Genomic DNA, 22,579 nt, shown 5'->3' on the forward strand with positions numbered 1-22,579 from the left:
TTACCCGGCAAAGTACGGCTCTGGCCGACCCGTCACACCGAGCCCTTCGACGCGGAACGTCGCGCCGCGCTGCGGGCCGTCGCCGGGGTATTTCGGCAGTGGCGGCTCGGCCATCGATGTCACGAAAAGCGTTTCAAGGTTCGGCCCGCCGAAGTTGAGGCTGGTGATCTTGCAAACCGGCATCTCGATGACCCGGTCGACGCTGCCGTCGGGTGCGAAACGGTGGATCCGGCCATCAAAGACGCAGGCCGACCACACGTAACCCTCGGCATCGACGGTGGCGCCGTCCGGCGCGCCGCCACGATCCTTCGGCAGCACCGCGAAGGTCCGGCGATCCGCGACGGCGCCGGTCGCGATATCGTAGTCATAGGTGCTGATCTCGCCGGTGAAACTGTCCGCGAAGTAAAGCGTCGCGGCGTCTGGCGACCAGCAGGGTCCGTTCGAACAGATGATGCCGTCGTCCAGCCGGTGAAGCGACATGTCCGGATCGAGCCGCCACAGAGCGCCAGTCGGATCGGATTCACCCGTATCCATCGATCCGCAAAGAAAGCGCCCGCGTGCGTCGACCTTGCCATCGTTCAGCCGGTTGTTCGGCTTGTCGGGCTCGGGGTCGACAAGATGGGTCAGTTCGCCGGTCTCGAAGTCTATGGCGTGAAAGCCGTCCTGCAGGGCGACGATGGCGCCGCCACCGTCGCGCAGCGCCATCGAACCGATGGCGTGCGGAACCGTCCAGGCGCGCATCTCGGCCCCGTCCGCGGTGCAGCGATAGATGCGTCTGCCAAGGCTGTCGATGAACCACAGGCGTTCGGCGCGCACATCCCAGACCGGTCCTTCGCCGAGCAGCGGCTTGACGTCGCAAAGCACCGAAATCCGCATCAGAAATTCACCTGTTCCGCGCCCTTGAGACCAAGCAGCGTGCGCGCCTCGTCGGGGCTCGCCGGCGCCAGGCTCAGCCCCGACAGCAACTGGCGAACCTTGTCGATCTGCTGGGCCGCGCTGGTCGCCAGCTCGCCCGGACCGGACCAGAGCGAATCCTCGAGGCCGACACGCACATGACCGCCCATCGCAGCAGACACGGCGGCGATCCGCATCTGGTTCGACCCCGCGCCCATGACCGACCACTGGTAGGCGTCGCCAAGCAGTCGGTCGGCGGTGCGGCGCATCATCTGCACGTCTTCGGCATGGGCACCGATGCCACCCAGCAGGCCGAAGACCGATTGTACGAAGAGCGGCGCACCGACCTTGTCGCGCCCCTTCATGTGCGCCAGCGTGTAGAGATGCCCGATGTCGTAGCACTCGAACTCGAAGCGCGTGCCCTGCGCTCCGCAGACTTCCAGAATCCGCTCGATATCGCTGAACGTGTTCTTGAAGACCATGTTGCGTGAATTCTCGAGATGGTCATTCTCCCAGTCACGCCCGAGATCTGGAAACCGGGCCTGCATGGTGTATAGGCCCATGTTCATCGATCCGAGGTTCAGCGAGCACAGTTCCGGAGCGTAATGTGCCGCCGGTCCCAGCCTTTCGTCCACTGTCATGAAAGGGCTGCCACCGGTCGTGATGTTGATCACCGCCCCGGTTTCCTTCAAGGCCGGCAGGATTCGTCCGAAGGCTTCGACCGACTGGTCCGGGCGGCCCGTATCGGGATCGCGCGCGTGAACGTGCAGGATGGCGGCCCCGGCATCCACGGCGCGCCGACCTTCCGCGATGATCTCGTCCGGCGTAACCGGTAGGTGCGGCGACATGCCCGGTGTATGGATCGCCCCGGTGAGGGCGCAGGTGATGATGACTGGCCGCGTGTTCTTGCTCGCACTCATCCGTGGTCTTCCTTTTTTTGCTCTCCAATGAAATGCGCGAGACGGGCGAGGCTCGTGTCGCGGCGCTCGGCGCGACCTGCTCGGTCTCCGCTGTCCAGAGCCACCGCGATCTTTGCGGTCACTGGACCAAACCAATCGGTCCGGTTGGGCCGGTGCGCGCCGATACGTTCGTAAGACTTCCCATATCGCGCGACGAAATCCGTCACACCACCCGGCGCGTTCAGATCGATCGTGGCAAATGGACCCATGAAGACCCAGCGCCGCGCCAATCCGTCGCGCATCGCCGTGTCGACGTCGGCGGGCATCGCCAGCCCCTGCTCGACCAAAGCGAAAGCCTCGTCGAGCAAGGCACCCTGCAGGCGGTTCATGATGAACCCCTCGACCTCGCGCGTCGTCCGGATCGGGCTCTGGCCGATTTCGGCCATCAGGTCCGCCGCGCGTTGCATTGTGGTCTCGGAGGTCTCGGGCCCGGGAACGAGTTCGACCGCCGGGATCAGGTGCGGCGGGTTCAGCGGGTGCGCGACCAGGCAGCGGTCAGCCCCGGGCAGACCTTCGGTGAATTCCGATGGCATCAGCGCCGAGGTCGAGCTGGCGATGATGGCGGTGCTGTCGGCAAGCCGGTCGAGCTCAGCGAATATTGCGCGCTTGATCGCCGCGTCCTCGGGAGTGTTTTCCTGGACGTATTTGGCGCCCTCCACAGCGCCGGCCATATCCTGCGCGACCGCGATCCGGGCGCAGGTCTCGTCGCGCAGCTTTGGCGACATCAGGCCGATTTCGGCAAGTGCAGTGCACGCGCTGTCAATCTTGTCAGGAGCTTTCAAAGTCGCGTCGTCCTGGCTGTCGAAGATGTCGACACGGAAGCCCGCGCGGGCGAAGGTAATAGCCCAGGACAACCCGATCAGGCCGGCACCAATGATTGCGATCTTTTGCGTCATGCGCGGCGCGCTCCCGTGTCCGGATCAAAGAACAGCAGCCCGCCGGGATCGACCGTGATGTCGACCGGCATGCCGATCCGAAGCGGCGTATCACCCTCGGTAATGGCGCGCACCCGCGCGTCGCCCTGCCCGGCCGTGACAATGGCGAAGGCGCCAAGCCGCTCGATGTCCACGACCGGGGCCACGCAAGACCCGCTGTCGCCCGGCGTCAGGCGCACCATCTCGGGCCGCAGCGCCATCAGGCTTTCGCCCGTCACCGCCGGCGTATCGAGCCGCCCGAGCGCGAAACTCACGCTTTCGTCCGTCCCGGTGGCCGGCATGACGGAAACGCGGGGCGAGCCGACCAGTTCGGCCACCGCCAGTGTCGCCGGGTCACCGTAGACCGCATCCGGTGCGCCGACCTGCTCGAAACGGCCCGCGTTTAGGATCGCCAGCGTGTCGGCCACCGCCATCGCCTCGTCGCAGTCGTGCGTGACATAGATGAATGTCTTGCCGAGTTCGGACTGCAAGCGCTTCAGTTCGACCCGCATGTCGTCGCGCAGGCGCGCGTCAAGGGCCGCGATCGGCTCGTCCATGAGGTAAGCGGCGGCATCGCGCACCAGCGCGCGCCCGATGGCGACGCGTTGCCGCTCGCCGCCCGATAGGGCCGCCGGTTTCTTCGACAGGATGTGGCCGATGTTCAGAACCCCGATCAGGCTGTCGATGCGGCGGGTGATGTCGGCCTCGTCATGCCCGCGCCGTCGCAGCGGAAACGCGATATTGTCGTAGGCCGTCAGCTGCGGGAACAGCGCGAGGTTCTGGAACACCATGCCGAGATTGCGCTCGGACGGGGTTGCCGTGGTTACGTCGCGACCGTCGATCAGGATGCGCCCGCCATCGAGCGGCTCCAGCCCGAGCATCAGTCGCAAAAGAACCGATTTTCCGGATCCCGGCGGCCCGAAGACCGAGGTGAACGATCCGTCCTCGAACGTCAGCGTCGCCTCCTGAAGGGCCGGCACGCCGGCGTATGACTTGGTCACGTTTTCGATCTGGATCCGGGCCATCAGTCTGCCTCCGAGAGCCTGAGACGAAGACCGGTCTCAGCATCGAAAAGGCTGCATTTTCCAACGTCGAACCTGAGCCGCGCAGTCTCGCCGGGACGGATCCCGAGACCGCGATCGAAGGTGCCGATGAACCGGGTTTCCCCAGACACGAAATGCACCAGCTTGCGCCGGCCCACGACTTCGACCAGAGCGACCTGAGCCGCGATTGCATGCGCCGCGTCGCCGTCGGAGATCTGTACATGCTCGGGGCGGAAACCAAAAATCAGCGTCGTGGCAGCGCTGATCCGGGCCTGTTTGCCGAGCCGTGCGTCAAGCGCCACCCGGTCCGCAGGACGGCCGCCGAGTTCCGCGAAGATCGATCCGCCGGATTCGGATATCCGTGCGGTCACGAGGTTCATCGACGGCGCGCCGATAAAGCCCGCGACGAAGGTATTGTGGGGACGCGCGTAGATCTGTGCCGGCGTGTCGAACTGCTGCAACGTCGCCTGGTCCATCACCGCGATACGGTCGGCAAGACCCATCGCTTCGATCTGGTCGTGGGTCACGTAGATCATGGTCTGTTTCAGGCTGCGCTGCAGTTCCCGCAGATCGCTGCGCATGCGTTCGCGGAAGGCCGCGTCGAGGTTCGAGAGCGGCTCGTCGAGCAGGAAGATCGACGGCTCGACGATCGCCGAGCGCCCGATCGCGAGTTTCTGCAACTCATTCACCGACAGCGACGCGGATGGAGCGTCGATGCGATGAGTCAGCGCCATGAACTCGGCCATCTTGTCGACCCGGCGGGCGATTTCGGCCGACGGCAGGCCCTGGACTTCCAGTCCGAAGGCGAGGTTCTTGCGCACCGACATGTGGGTGAAGATCGCGTAGTTCTGAAAGACGAACCCTACGCCGCGTTTCTGCATCGGCTCGCTCGTCACGTCCCTGTCGTCGAAGCGGATCCGGCCCGCGCTGACGTCCTCGATCCCGGCGATCATGTTCATGGTCGTCGACTTGCCGCAGCCCGAGGGGCCGAGGATCGCAACGAACTCGGCATCGTCGATCGCCAGGTTCATGTCCCGCACCGCGGTGAAGGCTCCGAAGTTCTTGCTGGCGTTCTCCAGCGTCACGCTCGCCATCACGCGGCCCCCTTCTTTCTGACCCGCGCCATCAGCATGGCGGTCACGACCGACAGGACGACCAGAACCGTGATGCCGATGGCGGCGACATAGGACCATTCGAGGTCCTGGAACGTGCGCTTGTAGAGAAACAGCGACAGGCTTTCCGTGGCAACGCCGGGTCCGCCGCCGGTCATCACGAACAGCATGTCGAAGATCTTGAAGCATTCGATCACCCGCAGCCCGATTGCGATCGCAATGACGGTCTTGATCCGCGGCAGTGCGATGCGGAAGAAACGCTGGCGCCAATTCGCCCCGAGGATCGTGGCGGCGCGCATCTGGTCCTCGGGCACGCTCATGAGCCCGGCAAAGAGGATCAGGAACATCAGCGGCGTCCATTGCCAGACATCCGCGATCACCACCGCGACAAAGGCCCGCGTGGTATCGTTGAGCCAGTTGACCTCCATCGCCCCGGGCCACACGGTCGACAGCACGGCGTTGAGCGGACCGGTCTGCTGGAAGATCAAGAAGAAGATGTACCCGGCAACCGCCGGTACGATCATCATCGGCATCAGGATCAGGCTGTAGAGCACCGGGCGCGCGTAGACGCCTTCGTAGAACAGGGCCGCGAGCACGAGGCCCAGCACGAATTCGATCGGTACTGCGATGGCGACGAAAAGCAGCGTCCGGCCCACCGAGCTCCACAGCGCACTGTCCTGAAGCATGTAGCTGAAATTGTCGAACCAGTTCCATGACAGCCATGCCTGGTACCATGGATCGCCGTCGAGCGGGGTCCACCAGGTCAGCGAGATGTAGACCTGCATCAGCAGCGGAAACGCCACGATGAAGACAAGCAGCACCTGCGTCGGGATAAGCAGCCGCTTTGCCAGGCTCCGACGCTCGGCGGCAAGCTGGCCTTGCGCGTCGGCCTCGGCAACGCCCGGAGAGGTCTGAATAGCGTCCGTCATTGCTTCAACGCTCCGAAAGTCAGGCCGCGGACCAGGAACCGCTGGATCGAAATCCCGAGGATGATCGGTGGAATGGCCGCCAGCAGGCCCAGAGCAGCCTTTGCGCCGTAGAGCTGCCCGCTCGCCGCGGTTGCCAGAGCGTTCATGTAGACCGGGATGGTCGTCCAGTCCTTGCGCGTCAGCAAGAGCGCGATCAGGTAGTCCGACCAGTTCAAAATGAAGATGAAGAGAGCCGTCGAGGACACCGCCGAGGCGACGATCGGCAACGTGATCTGGCGAAAGGCCTCGAAGGGCGTACAGCCCTCGACAATCGCCGCCTCCTCGATCTCGCGCGGGAGTTCGTCGAAATAGGCTTTCATCAGCCAGTAGGAGAATGGAAGCGTGACGATTCCATAGATCAGCGCCAGCCCCCACCAGGTGTCGATCATGCCCAGAAACGCCCACATGATCATCACCGGGATCATCACGGCGAGCGGCGGAAAAATCCGCAACTGCAGCAGGGACAGACCAATGCTTTCATTTATTCTTTCGCGGCTCACGGCGTAGGCGGCTGCGGTTCCGCAGATCACCGCGATCAGCGTCCCGGTGACCGACGTCAACAGGCTGGCCCAGAGCGGACCCCAGACCGAGCGGTCGAGCCCGACCATCTGGTCGGGCGAGTTGCCGGTGAAGACATACCTGAAGTTGTTCAGCGTCGGGTCCTTGGGCAGAAAACTCAGCCCGCCGGCGGCGGAAGTCCATTCCGCGGCCGGCTTGAACGCCATGGTGGCCATCCACGAGATCGGCAAAAACGCCAGCGCGGCAAAACAGGCCACCGCAACGGTGCGCAGGATCAGTCCGTTCATCTTTTTCTCCGGTTCGGTCGCGGCCCCGGCGCAGGTCGGCCGGGGCCCTGATCGTCACCCCTGTTCGACCAGCGTCGGCCAAGCGGCCCGGCTCGCCTGGATGGCCGGGATCATCTTGTCCTCGCCCTTGCGGCGGATGACCCTTTCCCACTTGGCTTGCGCCGCGCGCATCGCGTCTTCGGCCGATTTCTGCCCGGTCAGTGCCGCCTGCAACTCTTCGTCGAGCGCGGTGTCGAAAGCGGTCTGGCCGGCGAAGTTGATCGTCGGAACCGAGCGCGCGATGGTCTCGCGGATCGTGTCCATCATGTATGGATGGTAGGTGTCCTCGACGAAGGGCTCGGAAAAGTTCGCCTTCTGGAATGGGTCGAAGTAACCGGCCGGGTTGCCGGTCATCCACGAGTAGATCCGGGTCGAGCTGAGCCATTGCAGGAACAGGTAGGCCGCTTCGGGATTGGCGCTGCGTGAACTGACCGTTCCGGTGATGTTGTAGTAGATCACCGACCGGCGCACGAGGTCGCCGCCGTGGTTCACGCCCGGCGGAATATAGGCGCTCAGCTGTCCCGCGGCAGGGCTTGCCGGCGTCCCGTCCTCGTTCATCCGGTCGACGAACTTGGTGACATTGGTATAGGTCGTCAGATGCGGTGTCTGGCCGCTGCCGATGCCGGAATAGCCCTCGGCGTAGGTCCAGGACAGCGCGTCGGGATGCGCCCATTCCCGCGACTTGACGTATTCCGTCGCCGCCTTAATGGCCTGGTCGGTGTCGAGGTTGGGCCGCCCTTCCTCGTCGAACCAGTACATGTTCGGCACCGCCTGCGCGGCAAAGCGGGCATAGAAGCGTGGGAGACCCCAGAACGGCGCCATGTCGTTTCCGTTGCCGTAGATCGTCGCACCGCCAAGACCTGTGCGTCCGGTAAAAAAGGCGCTGATGCGGTCGCTGTCTTCCCACGTCGTGGGCGGCGCAAGATCAACACCGTGTTCGGCCCGGAAAGCATCCGCGTGGCCCGGATCCTCGAAGTAGCCCTTGTTGTAGACCCAGGTCTGGAAATCGCCGTCAAGCGATGCGCCGTAGTAATCGCCGCCGTACTTGTAGAGCAGTTCGGCAGTCTGCGCCGTCGGCGTGCCACGCTCCTCATCGGCCCAGTCGGGCTGATGCGCGGCCACGAAATCGTTGAGCTTCATGGCCCCGCCGGCCTCGACCAGATCACCGAGGCTGTTCCACGGGTGGGTGTAGATGTCGAAAGCGCCCGACTGGGTTGTGACGTCCTGCAGGACGCGCTTCCAGATGTCGCCAGCGGGCGCGCCGATGATCTCGATCTCGACGCCGGTCTCGGCCTCCCAGATCTCCTTGACGGATGGGCCGGAGGGGAACGGCTGGGTGATCTGCCCGATCGCGCCGTCGGTCAAAAGCATGGTGATCTTTGCCGGCGCCCTGCCCTCGGCAACCATCTTCTTCATCGCCTCGATCGCCCGGCCCTCGGAATGCGATTCGTTGTACTGGAACCGCTCCGCCCCAGCGAACCCCGTCGGTCCGCCGGTCATGCCGGAGGCCAGATCGGCCGCATGCGCCGAGCGGATGAAGCGCGGGTTGATTCCCACGGCACCCAGCGCGGTCATCGCTGCACCGCCCTTCAACATTCCGCGTCGTGTGATTCTCGTCGTTTCCATCTGTTCCTCCCCGGTGATGTATCGCCGCCTGCGCAGCGGAAACTTATCGACGTGCTTTCAGGAAAAGAGGAAACGTTTTCACAAGTCAATGAAAATTTCGCAGCGGCGATTTTCGCACAGCGATCCAGCGACCCTCAAATCACTATGCGGCAGAACACTGATATCATTGGGAAGTATCCGGATTTTTTTGGTAACCCGCCGCAATCGATGCCGGTCTCCAAATTTTCTTGACAACTCGCCTTCAGTTTCTGACGATAAAAGTGTAAACGTTTTCTACCTATGGCGCACGAGGAACGCGCCGACCAAAAAACCCAAAGGGAGGAATCATCATGGAAACCATCAAGGGGCCGGGCCTGTTTCTCGGCCAGTTCGCCGGTGACGACGCGCCGTTCAACAGCCTGGACGCGATTTGCGGCTGGGTGAAGCAGCGCGGCTTCGAAGCGGTGCAGCTGCCGATGTGGGACGCGCGCTTTATCGACGTCAAGAAGGCAGCGGAGTCAAAGACATACGCCGACGAACTGAACGGAATCGCCAAGGAAAACGGCGTCGTGATCTGCGACACGGCAAGCCATATCCAAGGACAGCTCTGTGCGGTGCACCCGGCCTATGACGTCTGGATGGACGGCCTGTGTCCGCCCGAGGTCCGCGGCGACCGCAAGGCTCGGCAGGCCTGGGCCGTCGAGCAACTCAAGGATTGCGCCCGCGCTTCCAAGAACCTCGGATTGACCGAGCACGCGACCTTCAGCGGCGCGCTCGCCTGGCCGTTCTGGTATCCGTTCCCGCAGCGCGACCAGAACCTCATCGACGAGGCGTTCGACGAACTGGCCCGGATCTGGACCCCGATCCTCGACGTCTACGAGGAGAACGGCGTCGACCTGTGCTTTGAGCTGCACCCGACCGAAGACCTCTATGACGGGGTGACCTTCGAGATGTTCCTCGAACGGGTGAAGAACCACAATTGCTGCCACATCAACTACGATGCGAGCCATTTCGTGAAGCAGGGTCTGGACTACGTGCAGTTCATCGACTTCTACCACGAACGCATCAAGATGTTCCACGTCAAGGACAGCGAGTTCAACCCGACCGGCAAGCAGGGTTTCCTGTCCGGCTACCAGCCCTGGCTCAAGCGCGCCGCGCGCGACCGCAGCCTTGGCGACGGCCAGACGGATTTCGGCGCTATCTTCTCCAAGTTCACCGAGTACGACTTCAAGGGCTGGGCCGTCTACGAATGGGAAGACTGCATCGAACATCCCGAGGACGCCGCACCCAAGGGCGCGCAGTTCATCCGTGACTGCATTCGCCGCGTGACCGACAAGACGTTTGACGACTTTGCCGGCGGCAAGGGCGACACGTCGGGAGCCCGCGCGATTCTCGGGCTGGAGTAATCGGCATGGCGATCGAATCCTTCGGAACCGAGAAGGCCGCGCGCAAGCTGCGGCTTGGCATGGTCGGCGGCGGTCGCGGCGCGTTCATCGGTGCGGTGCACCGCATGGCCGCCCGCCTCGACGACAAGTGGGACATCGTAGCTGGCGCCCTGTCGGCAGATCCCGAGAACGCCAAGGCATCCGGCGCGGATCTGGGGCTCGACGAAAGTCGAGCCTACTCCAGCTGGCGGGAGATGGTGACGGGCGAGAGCGGCCGCGACGACAAGATCGACGCGGTCTCGATCGTCACGCCGAACCACCTGCATTTCGACGTGTCAAAGGCATTTCTGGAAGCCGGGATCAGCGTGATCTGCGACAAGCCGATGACGGTGACCCTCGCCGAGTCCCAGGAACTGGTGAAGATTGCCGACGCCAGCGGTGTGCAGTTCGTGCTGACGCAGAACAACACCGGCTATCCGCTGGTGCGCCAGGCACGGGCGATGGTCGCGGACGGTACGCTTGGCGAGATTCGGGTGATCCGGACCTCCTATGTGCAGGACTGGCTGACCACGGCGCTCGATGCGGATGGGCAGAAACAGGCAGCTTGGCGCACCGATCCCAAGCAGGCCGGTGCCGGCGGATCGATCGGCGACATCGGGGTGCACGCCTTCAACCTCGCGGCTTTCATCTCCGGGCTCGAACTGGAGGAGGTCTGCGCCGACCTGCGCAGCTACGTGCCGGGCCGCCAGCTCGACGACAACGCCAACGTACTGTTGCGTTACAAGGGCGGCGCCACAGGAACGCTCTGGACCAGCCAGGTGGCACCCGGCAACTACAACCGCCTCAGCATCGGCATCTACGGCACCAAGGGCGGGCTCGAGTGGGTCGGAGAGGACAACGACAACCTCTACTACACGCCCTTCGGCGAACCGACACGCACGATTACCCGCGGCGGGCCGGGTGCGATGGACGTGGCCAATGCAGGCACCCGCATGCCGCCGCGCCACCCCGAAGGCTACATAGAAGGCTTCGGAAACATCTACGCGAACGCGGCCGAGATCATCTGGGCGGCACGCGAAGGGCGCGAGCCCGACGTGTTTGCCAGCGATCTGCCGACGGTTCGCGACGGAGCACGCGGCCTTGCGTTCATCGAAGCCTGCGTCCGCTCTTCGGAAGGCGGCGCGGTCTGGGAAAAGGTGGACACCGTCGCCTGATCGGCCCGTCAACAGACCCAGATGGAGAAAAGAGCATGACCCCGGCTGAACTGTTTCGCCTCTCGGCGCAAGGCCGGGGTCTTGCCGACCTGCGGCAGGTGGTTGTCTCGGACGGACCCGGCACCGGCGCGCGGCTGATCGAGGTCCGGACGCCGCAGGGCCTTGCGGCCGACATCGCCCTGGACCGGTGCGGCGACCTGCTGCGCCTGTCCTGGCGCGGGCGCGAGATCGGCTGGCACGCGGCCACCAACGCACCCCACCCCTGGCCCGACGCCGAGGCCGAGCATGGCCTCGGCTTTCTTCGCGGCTTCGACGGGTTCCTCGTGACCTGCGGCCTCGATCATCACGGCATCCCGACCGAGACCCCGGCGGCCGAGATGAACTATCCGCTCCGCGACCGGCACGTACATCCTATGCATGGGCGAATCGCGACACAGAAGGCCGAGGTGACAGAAAAATCGCTTGATTGGGACCAGGGGGAAGCGGTGATTTGCCTGCGCGTCCAGCAGGTCAGCGTTTTTGGCGAAAATCTCGAATTGAGGCGCAGATACACCTTCTCGCTCAACGACGCGCGTGTTGACATTGTCGACCGGGTGACCAACCGCGGGTATCGTCCGACACGGCACGGCATTCTTTATCATTTCAACATCGGCTACCCGGCTCTCGATGCCGGCGCGCGTCTGCTGGGCGACCAGTGGGTCTTGCGCGATCGCCTCGACACGGACCGCGCCGCGCCCTTTGACGACCATGTCGAGATCGTCGAGGCGGAAGCTTCGCCGGACGACGGCGTCATCGGCCTGAAATGCGCCGAAGGCCCGGAGTTGACGTTGCAGTTCGATGCCGCCGCCCTGCCCGTCACAGCGCTCTGGCGGGCATTTCAGTCTGGCACCTTCGCTCTGGGTCTTGAGCCGCAAACGGACCTCGCAGACGCGTCGGTGTCCCGGTTGCAGGCCGGCGAACATCGTGACTACTGGGTCGCGTTGTCTGTGAATGGGTGATGCATTACACCCAGTGAACGGTGCGCTGCAGAAAGTTCGATCCAGATGAAATCCGGCCCACGAAAGGTCTCGATCAAAGATGTCGCTCGAGCGGCAGGCGTATCGATCGCCAGTGTCAGCCGCGTCATGAACGATGGATCGGGCAAGGTTTCGGAGACGACTCGGCGCAAGGTCGAAAAGGCGATCGCAGATCTCAATTACAGCCCCAACTGGATCGGGCAGGCGCTGCGCGGCCAGGCCTCAAACACCTATGCGATGGTGATCTCGAGTATCCAGAACAACTTCTTTTCGGCCGTAGCCTGGGAAATCGAGCGCCGCTTGAACGACCTCGGAGCGGCAATGCTGCTGTTCAATTCCAACGAGGACGTGCAGTTGCAGGATCGCTGTCTCGACGAGATCCGCTCGCGGCAGGTGGCTGGCGTGTTCATGCTTTGCGCCGTGGACAGCCCAAACCTGCGTGCCAGCGTGCAGAACATCCCGTTTCTCTTCATCAACCGAAGGCTCGATGCGATCCCTGACGTGCCCTTTGTCGGGATCGACGATCGTTCGGCGGCAGTCGAACTGGCCAAGGCAATCGTGCGGGATGTCGACGGGCCAATCGCACTTGTCCACGGGCCCAAAAGCTCGAACACCAGCCGTGCGCGCCTCGAAGGGTTTCTCAGCGAATTCGAGCGTTCGGGGATCGCGGTCGACAAAGAGCACGTCGCCGAAGCCGAGTTATCGATGGAGAGCGGATATGCCTGCGTCGTGCGACTTCTGGGCAACCGGTCTCAGCCGTTTTCGGCGATCGTCTGCGGCAACGACCAGATCGCCTATGGCGCCTATCGCCGTTGCCGCGAGCTTGGGCTATCGGTGCCGCGCGACACCGCCATCTACGGCTTCGACGACAATCCGCTGAACCACTGGCTTGCGCCTTGGCTGAATACCGTCAGCGTTCCTCATGTGCGTTATGCGGAAGAAGCGGTGAAACGGATGAAACAGCTTGTTTCAGGAGAAGCCGTCGAAGATGTTATTCTGCCTTATGATCTGATCTTGCGACGTTAGACGTTTGAAGCGAACTTCGATTTCTGACCCGCTGCCGTAGCTGCGCGCTACGCGGAGAGGCTCACCTGCTCCGCTCAGAGTTCGTGTCTATGGGCTCGCTTTGTTCAGGGTTTGGTCCTCTTCCGACCGTTGGCGTTACTCCTGCGGGGTGATCCCTTCAAGTCTAATGACAGCATCGAAGTCGCCGCGCGGCAGGTCGGTCGAAAAGGGACACTCGAGGGCTTAAGATCGAACATGAAGTCTATGCAAGGCTTGGGGATAGTAGAGCCAACAGTGGTAAGTGTGACCGAAAAAGTCTTCACCGTTCACCTCGAGCGCCTGGCCTGTCGGTTTGGCCGTATCCGGCAGGAGATCGCCCGCCTGAAGACGATGGTTCCTCACCCGACGATTGCGAAACGTCCGCACCGAGATGGCTTTGAACGACTTGGTAAAAGAAAAAAAGCGTATGATCTCGCTGATCGGCCTCAACGAACTGGTGGCAGCCATCCCTCGCCGATCCGCCGTCAGCTGCTGACTGACACCAGCAGGTCCGACGGATCAAGCCCTATACTCCAAACCTCGACCCGGCCGTACACACGTCTCCAAACAGCTTCGGACCGAAACAACCTCGCAACATCATTCAGCTCGGTCGCCCAGATGGCCGTGGCGGCGAATGGGGAGGCGTTGGCACCGCGTCTCGCCACGGCGTCGCCCGGCTGTTTTTTTGAGAAGTGAATTGCCCCGTCTGTCGCCTGGGACAGAAGCGACGAACTATGCTCCCCTGCTATGACACCTCTTCTCGCTTTGTGTGCTGGTTTTGCCATGTAGGATTGGCCAGTTTCCCTTGTTTATATGGTCCGACCTATTGTTGTTTAACCTCGAAAACGGTCTCGAAAACCGTTGTGGGTGCAAGCCCACCCAGGGTTCGAATCCCTGTCTCTCCGCCAGAAACTCAGTGGAACTCCATTAGCTGCCTACGACGTAACGCTAATGGTCGGAACACGGTTTGATCCCCATTAGAAGCTGCACGGCCTTCGACGCGCTTCGGGCAGAGGCAAAATCCGACACATCGACGGTATTTGCAACAATGCCAGGTCGGACCGCTGCGTTCGAATTCGGCGCGTCACGGGGCGCCGGGAACGGGGCTTTGCCCTGTGCCTCAGCCACGCTAACTTGCGCCGCAGACAGGAGCGAGACAATGAAACTATCCCGCGTGCTATGCGTCCTTTTCGCCGGGGTCTTGCCGGTCATGGCGACAGCGCAGACGTTCACCGCCGTGAACCGTCTTGCCGTCGTCCCGCTGGGTCCCGGCAGTTTCGAGGTCGTCGAAACCGTCAAGACCGGTGGACGCGGCTACTGGTGTGCGGCGGCGGATTACGTGCGGCGCCAGTTGGGCAACCCGCGCCGGGCGCAGATCTACGTGATCGCTCCGCTGGGTCCCTCGCGCACCGTCGCCGGCGCGCGCGCCGTCGGCTTCACCATCACGCCGGATACCAACATGGCGCAGCTGAAACCCTCGTACTCCGCTGCGACCAACAAGCTCGGCACCAACCTGTCCGTCCTGACGAGCTACAAGTATTGCAGCGACGCCAATCCCAAGAACCAGGGTGGCGACAACTGACGCGCGCGCGGCGCGGCTTTGGCCTTCGCGGGCACCATCGCACCGGCAAGGCGCGACGCTTGGCCGTTTTGAACGGCACATAAGGCGTGTTAGCTTGCGTCACCGACCGGGCCTGTTCGGCCTCGGCATGTGACAGGAGGGTGATGTGAGTGACATGGCAACCCGATGGATTGACGAGGTCGAGCGGCGTATCGCCGACGCGGACGGCTTCGAACGCGCCCGCCAAAGCTTGCTGGAACAGGAAAAGGCGCATACGCGCGCAGGCGACCGGATCGCCGCGGCCCGCCGCCGGCTTCCCTGGGTCCCGGTGACCCGCGACTACAGGTTCGAAGGGGCCGATGGCGCCTGTGGTCTCGTCGATCTTTTCGACGGCCGGCGGCAGTTGATCGTTTACCACCACATGCTCCGGCCTGCCGATCCCGCGCCCTGCACGGGCTGTTCGATGGTCGGTGACCAGATCCCGCATCTTGCGCATCTGCACGCGCGCGACACGTCGCTGGTCTTCGTGTCCCGTGCGCCCATCACCGAGATTGCCGCTTTCCGAGACCGCATGGGCTGGGCAATGCCCTGGTACACAACACAGGACAGCTTCAACGCCGATCACGGCGTCGACGGCGGCTTCGGAGTCAACGTCTTCTACCGCGACGGTGACGACGTATTCCGCACCTATTTCACCACCGCCCGCGCCGCGGAATCGCTGGGAACGGTCTGGAGCTTTCTCGATCTGACACCGCTCGGACGGCAGGAAAAGTGGGAGGATGCGCCGGAAGGTTCGCCGCAGACGCCGCCCTATCGCTGGTGGCGCCTGCATGACGAATACGAGGCCGGCTGAGCGGCCCGTCGAGTCCGGCCTTGTGCAGAGGCCCGACAAGCCTCGCTTAAGGGGCTGGTAGTCTCACGGAGCGGGAGAGCGCTTCCGGGATCAGCCGGCCGGCGCGACGGTGACAGCGATATCGTCGTCGACCCCGAGTGTGGCGAGCACATTGCCGCCGCCGTCTACGAATTCGTAGATCGCCAGCGACTGCCCCTCGCCATCCGGAACCGGCGCGTCGCTGCCGCGTCGGAAGCTGCCGGTCGCTGTGTTCTGAAGCGTCAGGCTGTCCTGCGCGTCGCCGTAGATGATGGCGCTGTCCGGCAAGGCGCGGTCGAGCAGGTCTTCGAGCGTTTCACTCGGCCCGGAACTCAGCGCGAAGATGTCGTCGCCCGAGATCGTGAGGCTGTTGGACAGGCCGTTTGCCATGTCCAGCGCCTCGATGTCGTTGATGTCGAGCACGGGCATCAGGTCATCGAGGTTGCCCGCGTCCGTGAAGGCAAGCGTGTCCTGGCCCGCGCCGCCGTCGATCAGGTCCGTGCCGCCTCCGGGATCGGCCGCCGCCAGCAGACGGTCGTCGCCGTCACCGCCGAACACGCTGTCCGCCCCTGCGCCGCCTTGAAGCGTGTCGTCCCCGGCAAATCCTAGCAGGATATCCGCACCGTCGCTGCCGTCGATGAGGTCGTCCTCGTATCCGCCGAGCAGCAGGTCGGCCCCGGTCGAACCGGTCGCGGTCACGGCGTCGGACGCGGCTTGCAGGACCAACCTGTCCGACAGGCCGGTGCTGACCGGACCTGCTGCACCTTCGCCCTGCAGCGTCGCGCGGGCCGAGAAGACATTGATCTCGCCGAGCAGCTCGGCAAGCCCGTCGATCGTGGCCAGGTCGACGCTCGACAGGATGGTGCTGCGCCCGTCATCGGGGGTTCTGACGGTGAAGATCGTGCCCTGATCGACACCGTCGGCAACGAGCGAAATCTCGAGTGTCGACGTGTCCGGCAAACCGCCCGCGATGGCCGGAAGGCTGCCGCTGATGCTGCTGCCCGAGACCAGTGCCTGCGGATCCTCCACCAACGCGGACAGCGCGCTGATCCCGTCGCCCGAACTGTCAAAGCCGTGCAGGTCCACGGAGTAACCGGTCGCCGCGCTGTCGGTCAGGTCGTCAAGGCTGTCAGGCCAGCTGCCATCCTGCGGGTCGCTTCCCGCGATAAAGAACACATGGTTGGTCGCGCCCGCACCGTCCGCGTCGAGCAGGGCCTTGGTCTGGTCCAGCGCCGCCGTCCAGTTCGCCGACCCGGACCCCTGTGCGATGGAGAGGATCGCGTTGGTCAGTGCCGGGTCCTGCAGGTCGGTGTCGAGCAGCACGCTGCTTGTCGCGGCAAATCCGACCACCTGCACGTTGAAGGTATTGGCAAAGCCCTGGAACTGGTTCGCCAGCGCCTCGACCCCGTCCGCGAGGCTACCAAGCTGGTCGGCGAACTCGGCCGAGGACAATTCGGCCGAACGGTCCACGACGAAGACGAGGTTGATCACGCCCGCTCCGTCCTGAGAGACCTTCAGCGTGACATTGCCCGCCGCCCTGCCCGCGGTCGCCTCTGCGGTACTCGACAGGTCGGCGACGAAGCCATCGCCGATCAGGTGGCCGACTGTCGAGACCCTCGCGGACACGACGCCCGAGACCTGCGCGCCATCGAGATCGGTAAGCACGTAGCCGAAACTGTCGGTCCCGATGAACCCGGCATCCGGCGTGTAGGTGAAACTGCCATCGGCGGCGAGCGTGACGGTCCCGTTCTCGGCCGCCTCTCCGCCCTGGGTGAACGTCACCGGACCTTCCGGATCGATCGCCGAGAGACTGCCGCTGAAGCTGCCGTCCTGCGCGAGGGTGATGAGCTCTGGCGACGTGTCCTGCGGAGCGTCGTTCGCTCCTGCGATGGTGACGGTGACCTGTTCGGGCGTCCCGTCGCCACTGCGAATGGTGAAGCTGTCGGTCAGGGTCTCGCCGGGCCGCAGCGCATCAACCGCGGCATTGCCGTTGTCGAGCGTGTAGGTCCAGCGTCCGGATGCATCGACGCCGAAGGTGCCGTAGCCATTGTCCGTCGCGCTGCCGGACGCCTGTGCCCGGAAGACGTTGTCCGCATCGGTGAGATCGACGTCCGTGTGTTGCAGCTGTCCCGTGACCGCCGCGGTCGCGGCGTCCTCGGTGACCGCCCCGCTGCTGGTCCCGGTGATGCGCGCGGCGTCGTTGCGTCCGTTGACCGTCACGGTCACGGTTTGCGTCGCTGTGCCTCCGTCACCGTCCGAAACGGTCGCGGTGAATTTTTCGGTCGCGACCTGACCGCCGCCAAGTTCGTTCGCCGTGGCATTCAGCGTGTAGGTCCACTGCCCATTCGTATCCAGGGCGAAGCTGCCGTACTTGCCGAGCGCGGACCCGGTCCAGGCCAGCAAGGTCCCGATGTCGGCATCCGAGGCGCTGAGCTTGCCGCCGGTCTGCAGATCGGTTTCCTCGGTCACCGTCCCGGCGGCGCTTGACGCCGCGCTGGTGACAACCGGCGCGTCGTTGACGGGCGCGAGAGTGACAAACACCGTTGTCGTCTGCGTTTCGCCGAATGCGTCGGTGACCGCGACGGTGAAACTGTCCTCGCCGTTGTAGTCGCGGTCCGGCGTGTAGACATAGGTGCCATCATCAAGCAGCACCACGACCCCGTTTGCGGCACCGGCAGTCAAGCTGAAGGTCAGAACGGTATCGTTCGGGGCGAACCCTTCGACCCGGCCGCGAATCGCGACGTCCTCGAGACCGCCGACGAAGTTGTCGCCGAAGTTCCAGCCGCCGCCGCCGCTGCCACCGCTACCCCCGCCAGGAGCCGTGGGCGGCTCGACGTCCGGCAGAGTGTTGAAGACCTCGTCATTGTCCAGGAAGGCGGTTTCGAAGCCTTGTGCCTGGCTCTCGGTCGGAGGCGTATCCGACAGCGGCTCGGGCGGCGGAGCGGGTTCCGGATCGACACCAAGGGCAAGGAGATCCTCTGGCGCCGCTGCCGGCGGCGTGGTGCTGGCCGGTGCGTCCGGGCTGCCGGGCTGCACGTAGCCCTGACCGTCCGCCGCCCGTGCGGAGGCAGACTGGAAGGCCGCCACGGCGTCAGCGATTAGCTGGTTGTCCTCGGCATCGTCGAGGATGGTGCGTTCGACCTCGCGCACATCGCCCTCGGCCGACGAGATCAGCCACTTGGAATCGGTGTCCGTGATGTCGGCGACGACGTTGCCGGCGAGGTCGCGGACCACCACGCGGCCCACCTGCCCGTCCGGATCGCGTGTCAGCGTGACCTCGCTGGTCACGATGCCGTCGATGGTCTGGATGTCGACGATGACCGTCGTGCCGCGGATACCCATGGTGGCCGAGGGCGTGCTGACATCCATGCCCCCCGTGCGCGCCACCTGCCCCGCGATGAAGACGAAACTGCCTTGGATCAGGCTGATGCTGGCCGAGTTGTCGCTGGCGGCCGGGTCATAGATCAGCTCGTCGATCACCATCCGCGAGCCGGAAGACAGCGAGAAGATGGTTCCGTCGACGAAGGTGACGGAAACCTCGGCGCCCGCACCCGTCTCGATCACGTCATTGGCGAAGATCTTTGCGCCGACCGACAGCACCTCGACCGTGCCATCGACACGCTGGACGCTGGTTTCGCCGTCGCTGGTCTCGACCTGGCCGATGGGCGGATCAGTCGGAACAGCCCCGACCTGGGCGTACTGCCCCGGCGCAATCGGGCCAGCAAGCCGCTCGACGAGATCGCCGCGCAGAACGGCCCCGTCGGGTTCGGTAAGGTCGGCGGGTTCTCGTGCGGCGAAATAGCCCGGCACCCGGTAGGTATCCGCGCCGTCGTTGACGACAAGAAGGTCCGCCCCCGCACGCTGGAAGTCCGCTCCGAACAGCAGCCGCGCCTCGGGCAGCACGAACGCGCCGTCAGCCTGCGCTTCCAGCACAATCTGACTGCGTCCCGGTTCGACGTATGCGGTCTGTCGTAGCGACACGAGCAAAATCCCTCGGGGACCTTCAATGACTGCTCAATGTAGCTGCGGTGCCCGGCCGCGTATGTGATCCACCCCACACTTTACACGGAATTGGGGAAGATTCCCCTCGTATTTGGGTTGTATTCGGCATTTTTCGCCTCTGACGAGAAAAAATGCCGTTGCAACCGCTTGATTATACGAACGAATCGACGCGTGTGGTAGTCCTATTCGGGCGCCCCGGCCGCGGTCGCGCGGCGCGCGCGCATCAGCCAGGCACGCAATGTCGAAGAATTTCAAGGTCAGACTGTCCACCTGGGTCGGGTGGGTCCGGGTCGTCGCGTTCATCGGGCTGGTTTTCGGATTGATCATCCGGATCGGCGACCCGCTGCCGCTCAGCGCCTTGCGCAACTTCGCCTTCGATCTCTTTCACCAGTCCAAGCCGCGCGATTTTGCGACGCTGCCGGTCGCGATCATCGACCTCGACGATCGCAGCATCGAGGAGATCGGACAGTGGCCTTGGCCGCGGACACGCTTTGCCGAGATCGTCGAGAAGGCGACCGCGGCGGGCGCCGTGGCCATCGCCTTCGACGTCATCTTCTCGGAACCCGACCGGCTGTCACCGCCGCAGGTCGCCGCGGACAATCCCGAACTGCCGCCCGCAGTCTCGGCGACGCTGCGCCAGATGCCTGACAACGACGAGATCCTCGCCGCCGCGTTCCGCAAGTCGCGGGTGATCGTCGGACAGACCAGCGTGCGGACCGCCGCCGGGAACCTGGCCGAGAAGCGGCAGATGGAAGCGGTGCCGCATGCGTTGATCGGACCCGACCCGCGCCCGTTCCTGCTGCACTTTCCCGACGTCGTGCAGAACCTCCCGGTGCTGGAAGCCGCCGCTGCCGGGCGCGGCATGTTTTCGGCCCGTCCCGACCGCGACGGCATCTATCGGCGCGCTCCGGTGGTGATGATGGTGCAGGACCATATCCGGCTGAGCCTGACCGCGGAACTGCTGCGCGTGGCCACCGGCGGTGAACCCTTTGCCGTGCGCAGCAGCGAGGCCGGCGTCGAAGGGGTCGTCGTGGCGCGTCAACTGGTGCCGACGGCGAGCGACGGCACGGTCTGGCCCTACCTCACCCCCTCGTCCCAGGCGCGCTATGTGCGGGCCGCCGACCTTCTCAAGGACCGGATTCCGCCGGACCGCCTGACCGGGCACCTCGTGCTGGTCGGCACATCGGCGATCGGTCTCGAGGACTTTCGCGCCACGCCGCTCGGCGTGTCGATGGCCGGGGTCGAGATCCACGCCCAGATCCTCGAGAACATGCTGTCGAACAGTGCTCTGGTGCGTCCAAACTTCACCATCGCGGTGGAACTGGTAACGACCTTCGTGCTGTGCCTGCTGGTGATTATCTTCGCACCGATGCTGACGGCGCGCACGCTGATCCTGACCGCAGGCGTGCTGCTGACAGGCTACGTCGGAACCTCCTACTATCTCTTCTGGAACAATCGAATCTTGCTCGACCCGACCTATCCGGTGCTGTCGACCTTCATCGCCTTCCTGCTGATCTCGACCGTCAACTACCTGCGAGAGGAGCGCCAGCGCCGCCAGATCCGCAGTGCCTTCGGCCAGTACGTATCGCCAGACCTCGTCGAGCAACTCAGCGAAGACGGCGCCGAGGTGACCCTTGGCGGCGAGACCCGCGATCTGACCCTGCTGTTCTCGGACGTGCGCGGCTTCACCGCCATCGCCGAGGACTTCAAGGACGATCCCGAGGCTCTGACCCGGCTGATGAACGAGTTCCTGACCATCCTGTGCCGCGCGATCCTCGACAACAACGGCACCATCGACAAGTTCATGGGCGACGCGGTCATGGCGTTCTGGAACGCACCGCTCGACAACCCGGATCATGTGCGCGCGGCCTGTCGCTCGGCGCTCCGCATGATCGAGGATGTCGATGCCTTCAACGAGCGCCGGGCCGCGCTGGCCGCGGCGCACCAGCTTGCCGCCGGTGACGCACCCGTGGCGCCGAGCGAGAAGATGCACCGCATCAACGTCGGAATCGGCATCAACTCCGGTCCCTGCGTGGTCGGCAACATGGGTAGCGACACGCGGTTCGATTACACCGCGCTTGGCGATCCGGTGAACGTGGCGTCGCGGCTCGAGGGCCAGTCGCGGTATTACGGCGCCGCCATCATCCTGGGGTCGAGCACGGCGGGCGAGGTGCGCGATGAGATGGCGCTGATGGAACTCGACATGATCCGGGTCGTCGGCAAGGCCCTTCCCGAAAACATATTCGCCCTGCTGGGGGACGCCGCGATGCGCAATACCCCCGCTTTTCAGGAATGCTTCGACCTCAATGGCGAAATGCTGCAAGCCTATCGTGCGCAGGAATGGGACCGCGCCGAGCAGTTGATCGACGAACTGGAGGCTAGATTTGCCACGCTCGAGATCGGACTTGCCGGGTACCTCGATCTCTACCGGGCGCGCATGTCCGAGTTGCGACGGACCCCCCCGGGGCCTGGTTGGGACGGTATCTACGCGTCGACCAGCAAGTAAGCGGCACTCACGCCTGTCCGAGCGGCGGAACCTGTCCGGAACGGTCGGTGTCCGAAACATCCGGCGCAGCCAGAAGCGCGGCATAGAGCAGCGCGAAGAAGATCGCGGTCGGAACCGACATCGACCGGAACATCGCCACCGCATCGCTGACATAGAGCGGATCGGCGAAAACGACGGCAATCATCGTCGAAAGACCGAAGATCGCCGCTCCGGCGGCGATATCGCGTGAGCGGTCGCACCAGACCAGGATCGCCGCGGCGAGCAGAAAGCCGATCGTGGTGATCGAGGACATGCGGTCCGGTTCGCGTAAAGCCGGGGCGAGAAACACGTCGGAGCCGCCGCGTATGCCGGAAAAATGCAGGATGTTGTTCCCGAAAATCAGGGCCAGCGCACAGGCCAACGGGAGCCAGAACAGGTGCGTATGGCGCCCCGCGAAGCGGATGAGGATCGCAAGGCTGAACAGTCCGAAGCAGATCGCGGTACTGGGAACCATCGCCGGATGCCCGGAATACACCCGAACCGCCCCGTCGATGCCCAACCCCCAACCGACAATTGCGGCCGAGCAGGCGCCGACGCCGGAAAGGACGCAAAGCACCACCCAGATGCGGGTCAGACCAGACCCTTCATACACGACCATGCC

General features: G+C 64.2%; 18 protein-coding genes. 8 read left to right on the forward strand and 10 right to left on the reverse strand.

From position 1 onward, the window contains the following. Genes R5H30_RS01210 through R5H30_RS01245 form a run of 8 tightly spaced genes read right to left on the reverse strand, consistent with a single transcriptional unit; the run spans position 1 to position 8,361 of the window. Positions 1 to 876 carry an SMP-30/gluconolactonase/LRE family protein gene (locus R5H30_RS01210; protein ID WP_318326160.1) on the reverse strand — a complete coding sequence of 292 codons (876 nt, stop codon included), beginning with the start codon at positions 874 to 876 and terminating at the stop codon, positions 1 to 3. Further along, positions 876 to 1,814, reverse strand: a complete 939-nt coding sequence (kce, locus tag R5H30_RS01215) for a 3,5-dioxohexanoate:acetyl-CoA acetone transferase (protein WP_318326161.1) — start codon at positions 1,812 to 1,814, stop codon at positions 876 to 878. Before kce ends, R5H30_RS01210 begins: the two co-directional genes overlap by 1 nt. Continuing rightward, a complete protein-coding gene (locus tag R5H30_RS01220) occupies positions 1,811 to 2,749 on the reverse strand; it encodes a 3-hydroxyacyl-CoA dehydrogenase (protein WP_318326162.1) in 939 nt (312 codons plus the stop codon). The genes kce and R5H30_RS01220 overlap by 4 nt, the downstream gene beginning before the upstream one ends. Next, positions 2,746 to 3,792: an ABC transporter ATP-binding protein gene (locus R5H30_RS01225; RefSeq protein ID WP_318326163.1), complete on the reverse strand. Its 1,047-nt coding sequence runs from the start codon at positions 3,790 to 3,792 to the stop codon at positions 2,746 to 2,748. The genes R5H30_RS01220 and R5H30_RS01225 overlap by 4 nt, the downstream gene beginning before the upstream one ends. After that, positions 3,792 to 4,904 carry an ABC transporter ATP-binding protein gene (locus R5H30_RS01230; protein ID WP_318326164.1) on the reverse strand — a complete coding sequence of 371 codons (1,113 nt, stop codon included), beginning with the start codon at positions 4,902 to 4,904 and terminating at the stop codon, positions 3,792 to 3,794. Before R5H30_RS01230 ends, R5H30_RS01225 begins: the two co-directional genes overlap by 1 nt. After that, the gene (locus R5H30_RS01235) at positions 4,904 to 5,851 is read right to left on the reverse strand and encodes a carbohydrate ABC transporter permease (protein WP_318326165.1); all 948 of its coding nucleotides are present in this window, start codon (positions 5,849 to 5,851) and stop codon (positions 4,904 to 4,906) included. The genes R5H30_RS01230 and R5H30_RS01235 overlap by 1 nt, the downstream gene beginning before the upstream one ends. Further along, on the reverse strand, positions 5,848 to 6,696 hold the full coding sequence (locus R5H30_RS01240; RefSeq protein WP_318326166.1) for a carbohydrate ABC transporter permease: 849 nt from the start codon (positions 6,694 to 6,696) through the stop codon (positions 5,848 to 5,850). The genes R5H30_RS01235 and R5H30_RS01240 overlap by 4 nt, the downstream gene beginning before the upstream one ends. A 54-nt stretch (positions 6,697 to 6,750) precedes the next feature. Further along, positions 6,751 to 8,361, reverse strand: a complete 1,611-nt coding sequence (locus R5H30_RS01245; RefSeq protein WP_318326167.1) for an ABC transporter substrate-binding protein — start codon at positions 8,359 to 8,361, stop codon at positions 6,751 to 6,753. 329 nt (positions 8,362 to 8,690) lie between these two features. On the opposite strand from R5H30_RS01245, the gene R5H30_RS01250 reads away from it, so the two are divergent. The 7 genes from R5H30_RS01250 to R5H30_RS01280 all read left to right on the forward strand — a co-directional run bounded on the left by R5H30_RS01250 (position 8,691) and on the right by R5H30_RS01280 (position 15,413). After that, entirely contained in the window at positions 8,691 to 9,746 is a 1,056-nt protein-coding gene (locus tag R5H30_RS01250; protein WP_318326168.1) for a sugar phosphate isomerase/epimerase family protein, read from the forward strand. Positions 9,747 to 9,751: 5 nt separating this feature from the next. Continuing rightward, positions 9,752 to 10,939, forward strand: a complete 1,188-nt coding sequence (locus tag R5H30_RS01255; RefSeq protein ID WP_318326169.1) for a Gfo/Idh/MocA family protein — start codon at positions 9,752 to 9,754, stop codon at positions 10,937 to 10,939. A 35-nt stretch (positions 10,940 to 10,974) separates the two neighbouring features. Next, complete coding sequence (locus R5H30_RS01260) at positions 10,975 to 11,937, forward strand: DUF4432 family protein (protein ID WP_318326170.1); 963 nt, start codon at positions 10,975 to 10,977, stop codon at positions 11,935 to 11,937. Positions 11,938 to 11,982: 45 nt separating this feature from the next. Then, entirely contained in the window at positions 11,983 to 12,981 is a 999-nt protein-coding gene (locus tag R5H30_RS01265; protein WP_318326171.1) for a LacI family DNA-binding transcriptional regulator, read from the forward strand. Between the two features lie 282 nt (positions 12,982 to 13,263). Continuing rightward, positions 13,264 to 13,695, forward strand: coding sequence for a hypothetical protein (locus tag R5H30_RS01270; protein ID WP_318326172.1), 432 nt, complete (start codon positions 13,264 to 13,266; stop codon positions 13,693 to 13,695). Between the two features lie 463 nt (positions 13,696 to 14,158). Further along, positions 14,159 to 14,581, forward strand: coding sequence for a hypothetical protein (locus R5H30_RS01275; protein ID WP_318326173.1), 423 nt, complete (start codon positions 14,159 to 14,161; stop codon positions 14,579 to 14,581). A 154-nt stretch (positions 14,582 to 14,735) separates the two neighbouring features. Then, positions 14,736 to 15,413: a DUF899 domain-containing protein gene (locus R5H30_RS01280; RefSeq protein ID WP_318326760.1), complete on the forward strand. Its 678-nt coding sequence runs from the start codon at positions 14,736 to 14,738 to the stop codon at positions 15,411 to 15,413. A 90-nt stretch (positions 15,414 to 15,503) separates the two neighbouring features. Here R5H30_RS01280 and R5H30_RS01285 read toward each other — a convergent pair whose 3' ends face one another. After that, positions 15,504 to 19,412 (reverse strand): cadherin-like domain-containing protein, encoded by a 3,909-nt coding sequence (locus R5H30_RS01285; protein WP_318326174.1) that lies wholly within the window; start codon positions 19,410 to 19,412, stop codon positions 15,504 to 15,506. 259 nt (positions 19,413 to 19,671) lie between these two features. Here R5H30_RS01285 and R5H30_RS01290 point away from each other — a divergent pair, with 259 nt between their 5' ends. Continuing rightward, positions 19,672 to 21,939, forward strand: a complete 2,268-nt coding sequence (locus tag R5H30_RS01290; protein WP_318326175.1) for a CHASE2 domain-containing protein — start codon at positions 19,672 to 19,674, stop codon at positions 21,937 to 21,939. A gap of 7 nt (positions 21,940 to 21,946) precedes the next feature. Here the strand turns inward: R5H30_RS01290 and R5H30_RS01295 are convergent, their stop codons facing one another. Continuing rightward, a complete protein-coding gene (locus R5H30_RS01295) occupies positions 21,947 to 22,576 on the reverse strand; it encodes a hypothetical protein (RefSeq protein WP_318326176.1) in 630 nt (209 codons plus the stop codon). Between the last annotated feature and the right edge of the window lie 3 nt (positions 22,577 to 22,579).

It is taken from the genome of Roseobacter sp. FCG-D35, assembly GCF_033436665.1.
Taxonomy (GTDB): domain Bacteria; phylum Pseudomonadota; class Alphaproteobacteria; order Rhodobacterales; family Rhodobacteraceae; genus JAWQFO01.

Excerpts from the sequence above, each read along its gene's own strand:
- R5H30_RS01210 (WP_318326160.1), bottom strand. The coding sequence starts at position 876 with ATGCGGATTTCGGTGCTTTGCGACGTCAAGCCGCTGCTCGGCGAAGGA.
- kce (WP_318326161.1), bottom strand. The coding sequence starts at position 1,814 with ATGAGTGCGAGCAAGAACACGCGGCCAGTCATCATCACCTGCGCCCTC.
- R5H30_RS01220 (WP_318326162.1), bottom strand. The coding sequence starts at position 2,749 with ATGACGCAAAAGATCGCAATCATTGGTGCCGGCCTGATCGGGTTGTCC.
- R5H30_RS01225 (WP_318326163.1), bottom strand. The coding sequence starts at position 3,792 with ATGGCCCGGATCCAGATCGAAAACGTGACCAAGTCATACGCCGGCGTG.
- R5H30_RS01230 (WP_318326164.1), bottom strand. The coding sequence starts at position 4,904 with ATGGCGAGCGTGACGCTGGAGAACGCCAGCAAGAACTTCGGAGCCTTC.
- R5H30_RS01235 (WP_318326165.1), bottom strand. The coding sequence starts at position 5,851 with ATGACGGACGCTATTCAGACCTCTCCGGGCGTTGCCGAGGCCGACGCG.
- R5H30_RS01240 (WP_318326166.1), bottom strand. The coding sequence starts at position 6,696 with ATGAACGGACTGATCCTGCGCACCGTTGCGGTGGCCTGTTTTGCCGCG.
- R5H30_RS01245 (WP_318326167.1), bottom strand. The coding sequence starts at position 8,361 with ATGGAAACGACGAGAATCACACGACGCGGAATGTTGAAGGGCGGTGCA.
- R5H30_RS01250 (WP_318326168.1), top strand. The coding sequence starts at position 8,691 with ATGGAAACCATCAAGGGGCCGGGCCTGTTTCTCGGCCAGTTCGCCGGT.
- R5H30_RS01255 (WP_318326169.1), top strand. The coding sequence starts at position 9,752 with ATGGCGATCGAATCCTTCGGAACCGAGAAGGCCGCGCGCAAGCTGCGG.
- R5H30_RS01260 (WP_318326170.1), top strand. The coding sequence starts at position 10,975 with ATGACCCCGGCTGAACTGTTTCGCCTCTCGGCGCAAGGCCGGGGTCTT.
- R5H30_RS01265 (WP_318326171.1), top strand. The coding sequence starts at position 11,983 with ATGAAATCCGGCCCACGAAAGGTCTCGATCAAAGATGTCGCTCGAGCG.
- R5H30_RS01275 (WP_318326173.1), top strand. The coding sequence starts at position 14,159 with ATGAAACTATCCCGCGTGCTATGCGTCCTTTTCGCCGGGGTCTTGCCG.
- R5H30_RS01280 (WP_318326760.1), top strand. The coding sequence starts at position 14,736 with ATGGCAACCCGATGGATTGACGAGGTCGAGCGGCGTATCGCCGACGCG.
- R5H30_RS01290 (WP_318326175.1), top strand. The coding sequence starts at position 19,672 with ATGTCGAAGAATTTCAAGGTCAGACTGTCCACCTGGGTCGGGTGGGTC.
- R5H30_RS01295 (WP_318326176.1), bottom strand. The coding sequence starts at position 22,576 with ATGGTCGTGTATGAAGGGTCTGGTCTGACCCGCATCTGGGTGGTGCTT.